Raw genomic sequence first — 7,015 nt, forward strand, 5'->3', positions numbered from 1 at the left:
ATCCGACCGGTTGGGAGAGGACGACAGTGGAGCGTTGGCAGTACGGCTTTCTGTACATCGGGTACTACGGGCCCCCGGGGGCGGAAAAGGTCTACGAACTGGTGGTCACCGGCGAAGGCGCGGAGATCGTCGCGCTGGAGGACTCGACGCTGCAGACCCCCGCCCTGATCCTGGCCCGGCTCGACCGGCTGGGCGGCGAGGGCTGGCTGCTCGAGGCCCGCGGCGATGCCGAGTACAGCGCACAGGGGATGGCACCGGCCTGGATGCTCGACAAGGTCAGGGAGCTGGATCCCGGGGGCGAGATGGGGACGTACTCCATCTACACGATGCGGCGGACGCTGGACTGACCGCTGTCAGCCGATGCTGCACTTGCGGGCGGTCAGCGGCGGCCCGTCCACCGCGCAGTGCATACGCGGCGCGGGCTGCTCCTCCTCCCCCTCCTCCTGCGGCGCTGCCGGCGCCTCGGCGGGCGGCGGAGGTGGGGTGCGGATCGTGATGGCGGCCAGCGCGGCGCCCGCGGCGAGCAGCGCCGCCGCGATGACCAGCGACTGGTGGAATCCGTGCGAGAACGCCTCGGGGTCGTCGTAGCTGCGGCCCGTCAGTCCGGTGACGGCGGGCAGCGCGGCGACGGCGATGAGGCCGGCGGCGCGGGCGACCGCGTTGTTGACCCCCGACGCCACGCCGGCGTGCTCGGCGCCGACGGCGTCCAGGACGGTGGCGGTGAGCGGGGCGACCAGGACGGCCAGGCCGAAGCCCAGCACCACGACGGCGGGCAGCACGTCCTGGACGTAGTCGGCGTCCGGCCCGATGCGGAACATCAGCAGGATCGCGGCCGCGCAGATCAGCGGTCCGATCGTCATCGGCAGCCGGGGCCCGATGCGCTGCGACAGCCGGCCGAAGCGCGCGGAGAGCAGGAGCATCATGATCGTGATCGGCAGCATCGCCGTCCCGGCGGCGATCGGCGAGAATCCGGAGACGACCTGCAACTGGACGGCGAGCAGGAAGAACACTCCGCCGAACGCCCCGTAGACGGCGAACGTGACTCCGTTCGCGGCGCTGAACTGGCGTGAGGAGAACATGCTCAGCGGCAGCATCGGGTGCGCCTGGCGTGCCTCCGCGACGAGGAAGCCGGCCAGGGCGGCGATGCCGAGCGCACCGCTGACGAGCACCGTCGGCGACCCGGCTCCGTGCTCCGGGGCGGCGATGATCGCGTAGGTGACGCCGGCCAGTCCGACACAGCTCAGGGCCGCGCCGAGCACGTCGATCCGGCCGGTGGCAGCCGGATCGCGGGTCTCGGGGACGTGCCGCCGCGAGATGAGGACGACGGCGACGGCGAGCGGGGCGTTGATGAGGAACACCCAGCGCCAGGAAGCGGCCTGGACGAGCCAGCCGCCGAGGAACGGGCCGATCGCGGTCGCGACACCGCCGAAGGCGGACCAGGAGCCGATCGCCCGCGCCCGGTCCTCCGGGTGGAAGGACGCCTGGATCATGGCCAGGCTGCCGGGCATCAGCAGCGCTCCCCCGACGCCCTGCAGCGCTCGTGCGGCGAGCAGCAGGCCGGATGAGGGCGCCAGCCCGCACAGCAGGGAAGCGGCGGCGAACCACAGGACGCCGACGTTGAAGACCCGGCGCCGGCCGTACCGGTCGCCCAGCGCTCCGCCGAGCAGGATGAGTGAGGCGAGTGCGACGGTGTACGCGGTGACCGCCCATTGCAGGGTGCCGAATCCTGCGCCGAAGTCACGGCCGATCGCCGGCAGGGCGATGTTGACGACGGTGGCGTCGATGCCGGCGAGCGCCGACCCGAGGATCGAGGCGACGAGCACCCACCGCCCGGCGGCGGAGCGGACGCGGATCTCCCCGGCCGTCCCGGTCCCGCCGGGTTTCCCGGCCACGCCCGCCTGCCCGGCCTCGTCCGTCTTCCGGCGGGCCGCCCGCGACAACGAGAACATGGCAGGGCCTACCGTTCTGATCCGGGCAGCCGGAGCGATACGCCGCCGGTGGCGGGTGCGGGCGCGCGGTCCAGGAACTCGATCGGGTTCGTGGTGATCGCCTCCCAGGTCAGCGCTGCGCGATCCGGTGGGCCGGGGGCCCGGCCGGCACGGTTCACGCTAGGTGCGCCGATCTCCTACGGCAAGCGGTCCGGGAGCCCGGACGGCGACCACGCGGCGCCCCGTGGCCGCCGGTCGTGCGACGTCAGGCGTCGATGTCCCGGAGGCGTTCCATCTCGCGCCGGTCGCGCTTGGTGGGGCGTCCCGCCCCGCGGTCGCGGTGGCCGATCGCCAGGAGGTCCGCACGGGCGGGCGGCGGCGGGCTGTTGTCGACGAAGCACTCCGCGGCGACGGGCGCCCCGACGCGCTTGCGCACGATGCGCGAGACGACCACGATTCGCTCGGCACCCTCCCCGCGCAGCCGTACCTCGTCCCCGGCCCGCACCGTGTGGGCCGGTTTCACCCGCTCACCGTTGACCTTGACGTGGCCGGCGCGGCACGCCGCGGCGGCCATCGACCGGGTCTTCGTCAGCCGTACGGACCAGATCCAACTGTCGACCCGTACGGTCCCCTCGTCTGCAGCCATGACACGACCTTAAAGCCGGCGCGGCCCGGCGTGGCCAGGATGGGGTCAGCTGCCGCCGACGGCCCCGCTCTCCAGGGGTACCTGCCGCAGTCCGGCACGGCGTCCGGTCGCACGGGAGGTCCGGCCGGACGGGACCGCCGCGCGCCACAGCCGTACACACGACAGCAGCGTCGCGGCCGCCAGCAGGCTGTTGCGCGCCAAGAGGACGGCAACGCCCTGCCAGGAGCTGTTCAGCACCGCGCCGAAGAACAGCGGGAAGTCCACGGCGGTGACGGCGGTGGCGAGGAGCAGCAGTACCGCCACCGGGCGCTGGGTGGTGCCGCGCACCGTCAGGCACACCGCGGCGAGGGCGATCAGCCAGATCAGGTACTGCGGGCTGATCACCCGGCTGGTGGAGGTGAACAGCAGCACCGCCGTCAGGGCCGCGTCGTAGACGGTGGCCTCGCTCCAGACCCTGGCCCGCCAGCGCCACAGCAGCAGCCATCCGAACGCCACCGCGGTCAGCAGCAGGGAGCCGCGGGCGACGCTGGAGACGTAGGGGCCGAGGAACTCGAACGAGCCGTAGTGCATCCTGACGCGGCCGGGCCAGCCGCCCAGCCGGGCCAGGTGCAGCAGGGTGCCGCCCATCGACTCGACCTCGACGCCCCGGTTGCCCTGCGAGGACAGGAATCCGAACGTCCCGCGGAAGCCCAGCGCCAGCACCGTCAGCAGCACCGCCGCGGACCCCAGCACCGCGCTCCAGGCCTGGCGGGTGGACCGGCCCCTGGGGGTGCCGAGCACGATCAGCGCCGGCCACACCTTGATCATCGCGGCGAGCCCGGCGAGAGTGCCGCCGAGCCACGGCCGCCGGCCGATGACCAGCAGGGAGAGCACGGCCAGCGCGGTGACCGCCACATCGAACCGCGCGAAGGGCAGTGCCAGCAGCAGGGGCAGACCGCCGGCCCACAGCCAGGCGCCGGCCGCGCTGCCGGACCCGCCGGCCGGACCGCCACTGCGCGCGGCGCGCACCAGGGCCAGCACCACCACGGCGTCGGCCAGCACCATCAGTGCGACGAATCCCTGCAGGTACGACACCACGGGCAGCAGACGGGGCGCGAGCATGACCAGCCCCGCGCCCGGTGGGTACTGCCAGGTGACGTCCCCGGCCGGGAACGATCCGGCCGCCAGTTCGCCGGCCCAGCGCGTGTACAGCCAGTGCACCTCTTCCGCGATGTCCCCGCGCCCGGTGCGCAGCATGGCCAGCATCACCAGCCGCGAGGCCACCCAGTAGGCCGCAAGCGGCCACCAGCGGGACCCGATGCCGAATCCAGCAGGCGCCGTACGCTCCCGGTCCGTTTCGCACGCACATCCCGTGCACTCGGCCTCACCGCACGACGCCACCCGAACCTCCACAGTCCACGCCACCCGCCAACCACACCACCTCCGACGCTAAAACATCACAAAAGCTGCCAAAATGACCAACACGCTGAAATCGTTCACCAAAGCTCAGCCTGCTCAGCGGCTCAGCCGGGCAGGCCCTGCTCCGCCACCAGGTCTTCCAGGAGCGCGACGGCCCGGTCGGCGCCCGGCAGGGCGGCGATCTCGTCCCGCAGTCCTTCGGCGGCCAGCCGGTAGGACGCGTCCGCCAGTACCTCGACGACCGCCTCGCGGACGTGGTCCGGGGTGGCCGACACGGCGTCGAGCACGCGGGAGACGCCCAGCGCGGCACAACGGGCCGCGTTCTGGGGCTGGTCGGCGCCCATCGGGATCAGCACCGACGGCAGACCGTACGCCAGCGCGCCGATCACGCTCCCGGACCCGCCGTGCGAGACGACCACGTCGCAGTGCGGCAGAAGCGCCGCCTGCGGGACGAAGCGCTCGATGCGCACATGGCCGGGCTGCGGTCCGAGTTCCGCGGGGTCGATGTCCTTGCCGACCGTCACGACCACATTGACCGGCAGATCCCGCAGCCCCTTCAGCACCCGCGCGAAGAGGTCCCCCGACTCCACGTTGAACACGGTGCCGAGGGTGAAGTAGACGGTCGGAGCGTCGTCCAGTTCCCCGATCCACTTCGGCACGGCCTCCTCCGCCACCGCGTCGAGGCCGCGCGGCCGGAGCGCCTGCCCGGTGGGCGGCAGCGGGAAGTCCGGGTGCCGGAAGCCGGGCGGGAAGGGCGCCAGGACGAGGTGGCGGCCGAGCATCTCCAGCCCGGGGTCGGCGGGCAGGCCGTGCTCGGCGCGCAACTCGTTGAGCGGCTCCGCGATCAGGTGGTGCCGGACGAACGAGCCCTCGGCTATGACGAGCACGCGCGCGTACGGCAGCCCCAGGCGCTCGGCCACGACCACACTGCCGAAGTCCATCTCCTCGCACACCAGCAGATCGGGCTCCCACGCGGCATACAGGTCGACCCCGCTCGCCGCGCGCTCACGCGCCATCCGGCCGGCGAAGGCGTCCCGCAGGACCTGGTCCTCGCGCTCGGTACTGACCGCGAGGAGCGGACGCCGCTCCGCCTGCCATTCGCGGCCGGTGTCCTCCTCCAGGACGTCGAATCCCGCCGCCGCCACCGTCCTGGCCATGCTGGGACGGCAGGTGAACACGACGGTGTGGCCGGCCTCCCGTGCGGCGTCCGCGATCGGGATCAGCGGTTCGAAGTGGCCGTTCCCTCCGACGAAGGTGAACAGAATGCGCACGGTGGCGTCCCCTCTCGCTCGCGAAGGTCGACATCATGCCATCGTTCCGCGAGCGGGAGACGGGGGACGGTCCACGACCGGACAGCGGGCTCGGCCCAGGGCGAGCCGCGCTACTCGGCGGGATCGGGCTCCACCAGCAGCCGGGCTGATCGGCCGCACCCGGGCCGCGCTGCTGACCGGCCTGACGGAACCCGCCTCGACCTCCGCGCTCGCCCACCGCCATGCCTCGCGGGCGGCACCGTATCGGAGCACCTGTCGGTGCTGCGGGACGCGGGCTTCGTCGTCGGCGAGCGCCTCCGGCACGAGATCCGCCACCGCCGCACGGAACTCGGCCACGCGGTGGCGGAGCGCGGGCACGGCGCCGGGTAGCGCACTGAGGCGGCGGCGACCGCCGTCAGGACGTGGGGCGCTCGTAGAGTCGGTCGAGCCGGTGGTCGAGGGCGACCAGGTCCGGATGCCGGGCGACGAAGCGCTTGCCGCGCTCCCGTTCCCGGACCGCGTCGCGGACGCTGCGCCGGGCGGCCCGGTGGAGCGCCGCGGCGAACCGGGCGGCCGGTTGCCCGGCGGCGGCCAGCTCAGCGGCCACGGCACGGAACTCCGCGTCGACCTCGGCGAGATGGGGACCGCGCCGGTCGGCCGCGTCCTCGACCGCGATCCGGGCCTCGGCCCGGTCGATGCCCAGTCGTGCGGCAAGCCGGAACGCGATCGTGTCCAGAACACGCTGCTGCTCGGGCGTCATGGATCCAGTGTTGCGCACGGAACGCCGTCGCGATAGCGTGCCGGGCCCCCTCGTCCGGAGGCAGATCCGCACGTCAGTCCTGGGGCTCGCCGTCCGGCGGGTCGATCCGGCGGGACTCCTCGGCACGGCGGCGCAGGGTGTTGCGACGATATCCGGCCACGGCGATCAACAGGCCCGCGGCAAGGCTGACGCCGACCCACAGGCCGAGCCACTCCAGAGCCGTGATCACCAGCGCCGCCACCTCCTTGTCTCGCCGGCTGCGCGGGGCAGATGGCGGCGGGTGAGGCGAACCCGTCAATACAACGCATTGCTACCGGATCATGCCGAACCGCTCTTACCGGAGTGTCCCAGCCCGTCGGCGTCCGGGAGGACAACTTCCCGCAACGGTCACTCCTCCGGGGGAGGTTGCTCTCAAACCTCCACACCGTATTCCGCTCCCGAGCGCTCCTCCTCGTAGCGTTCCCGCAGTTGGCCGGCATAGCGGCGCAGGCTGTCGGGGCTCAACGGCTGACCGCCGCGGCCGGAGACGTTGTAGCGGACGAAGAGACTCTTCGCGAGATCGTCGAAGGTCGGGTACTGGCCCAGGGCGTCGGTCAGTTCGACGAACGCGGCGTAAATGGTGTCGAGGCGCGAGGCGGCGCCGGCGGGACCCGCGGGCGCCGCGGCCGGCTGCTCGCGCGCGGCCACCGGTTCCGGCTCGGGCGCCGTGCGGTCGTCCGGCGCCGGGTACGCGCCGAGCTCGCCGGACTCGTCCGTGGGCAGCACCGGGACCGGGGTGAACCAGAGGTTCTCGTATCCGTCGCTCCCGTCGTCCTCCGCCGGCTGTCCGGGGTGGGCCCGGCCGTCGACGCTGTCCGGGCCGGGGGCGGCGGACTGCTCATGGCGCGTGGCTCCGGCGTCCTCGCCCTCTGCGGCGGCCTCAGCGGTGGCGCCGTCCGGTCCCCCGGGGCCGGCGGTGACGGCGGGCACGGTGGGAAGGGTGATGCCGGCGGCGGCGAGGCCGAGGGTGGCGGTTTCGGCGAGGGGGATGCCG

The 7,015-nt window shown here is 73.3% G+C and carries 7 protein-coding genes and 1 pseudogene; 1 reads left to right on the plus strand and 7 read right to left on the minus strand.

The annotated features are described in order from the left end of the window. Window positions 1-26 precede the first annotated feature (26 nt). Window positions 27-347, plus strand: a complete 321-nt coding sequence (locus C6N31_RS34250) for a hypothetical protein (protein ID WP_138353415.1) — start codon at window positions 27-29, stop codon at window positions 345-347. A 6-nt stretch (window positions 348-353) separates the two neighbouring features. Here C6N31_RS34250 and C6N31_RS34255 read toward each other — a convergent pair whose 3' ends face one another. The 7 genes and pseudogenes from C6N31_RS34255 to C6N31_RS34285 form a co-directional block, all read right to left on the minus strand. Continuing rightward, entirely contained in the window at window positions 354-1,949 is a 1,596-nt protein-coding gene (locus C6N31_RS34255) for an MFS transporter (RefSeq protein ID WP_138353414.1), read from the minus strand. Window positions 1,950-2,193: 244 nt separating this feature from the next. Next, window positions 2,194-2,574: an RNA-binding S4 domain-containing protein gene (locus C6N31_RS34260; protein ID WP_138353413.1), complete on the minus strand. Its 381-nt coding sequence runs from the start codon at window positions 2,572-2,574 to the stop codon at window positions 2,194-2,196. Window positions 2,575-2,619: 45 nt separating this feature from the next. Then, window positions 2,620-3,837: a glycosyltransferase 87 family protein gene (locus C6N31_RS34265; protein ID WP_244808983.1), complete on the minus strand. Its 1,218-nt coding sequence runs from the start codon at window positions 3,835-3,837 to the stop codon at window positions 2,620-2,622. Window positions 3,838-4,076: 239 nt separating this feature from the next. Continuing rightward, a complete protein-coding gene (locus tag C6N31_RS34270) occupies window positions 4,077-5,243 on the minus strand; it encodes a glycosyltransferase (protein WP_138353412.1) in 1,167 nt (388 codons plus the stop codon). Window positions 5,244-5,637: 394 nt separating this feature from the next. Beyond that, window positions 5,638-5,982 carry a hypothetical protein gene (locus C6N31_RS34275; RefSeq protein ID WP_138353411.1) on the minus strand — a complete coding sequence of 115 codons (345 nt, stop codon included), beginning with the start codon at window positions 5,980-5,982 and terminating at the stop codon, window positions 5,638-5,640. A gap of 73 nt (window positions 5,983-6,055) precedes the next feature. Next, window positions 6,056-6,211 (minus strand): hypothetical protein, encoded by a 156-nt coding sequence (locus C6N31_RS34280; RefSeq protein ID WP_187144745.1) that lies wholly within the window; start codon window positions 6,209-6,211, stop codon window positions 6,056-6,058. 182 nt (window positions 6,212-6,393) lie between these two features. Then, window positions 6,394-7,015 (minus strand): annotated as a pseudogene (locus C6N31_RS34285) (hypothetical protein); the annotation flags it as partial.

The organism is Streptomyces fildesensis (assembly GCF_016107395.1).
GTDB lineage: Bacteria > Actinomycetota > Actinomycetes > Streptomycetales > Streptomycetaceae > Actinacidiphila > Actinacidiphila fildesensis.

Bases quoted from the DNA above. Each gene is read 5' to 3' on its own strand.
- C6N31_RS34255 (WP_138353414.1), bottom strand. From the start codon at position 1,949: ATGTTCTCGTTGTCGCGGGCGGCCCGCCGGAAGACGGACGAGGCCGGG.
- C6N31_RS34260 (WP_138353413.1), bottom strand. From the start codon at position 2,574: ATGGCTGCAGACGAGGGGACCGTACGGGTCGACAGTTGGATCTGGTCC.
- C6N31_RS34275 (WP_138353411.1), bottom strand. From the start codon at position 5,982: ATGACGCCCGAGCAGCAGCGTGTTCTGGACACGATCGCGTTCCGGCTT.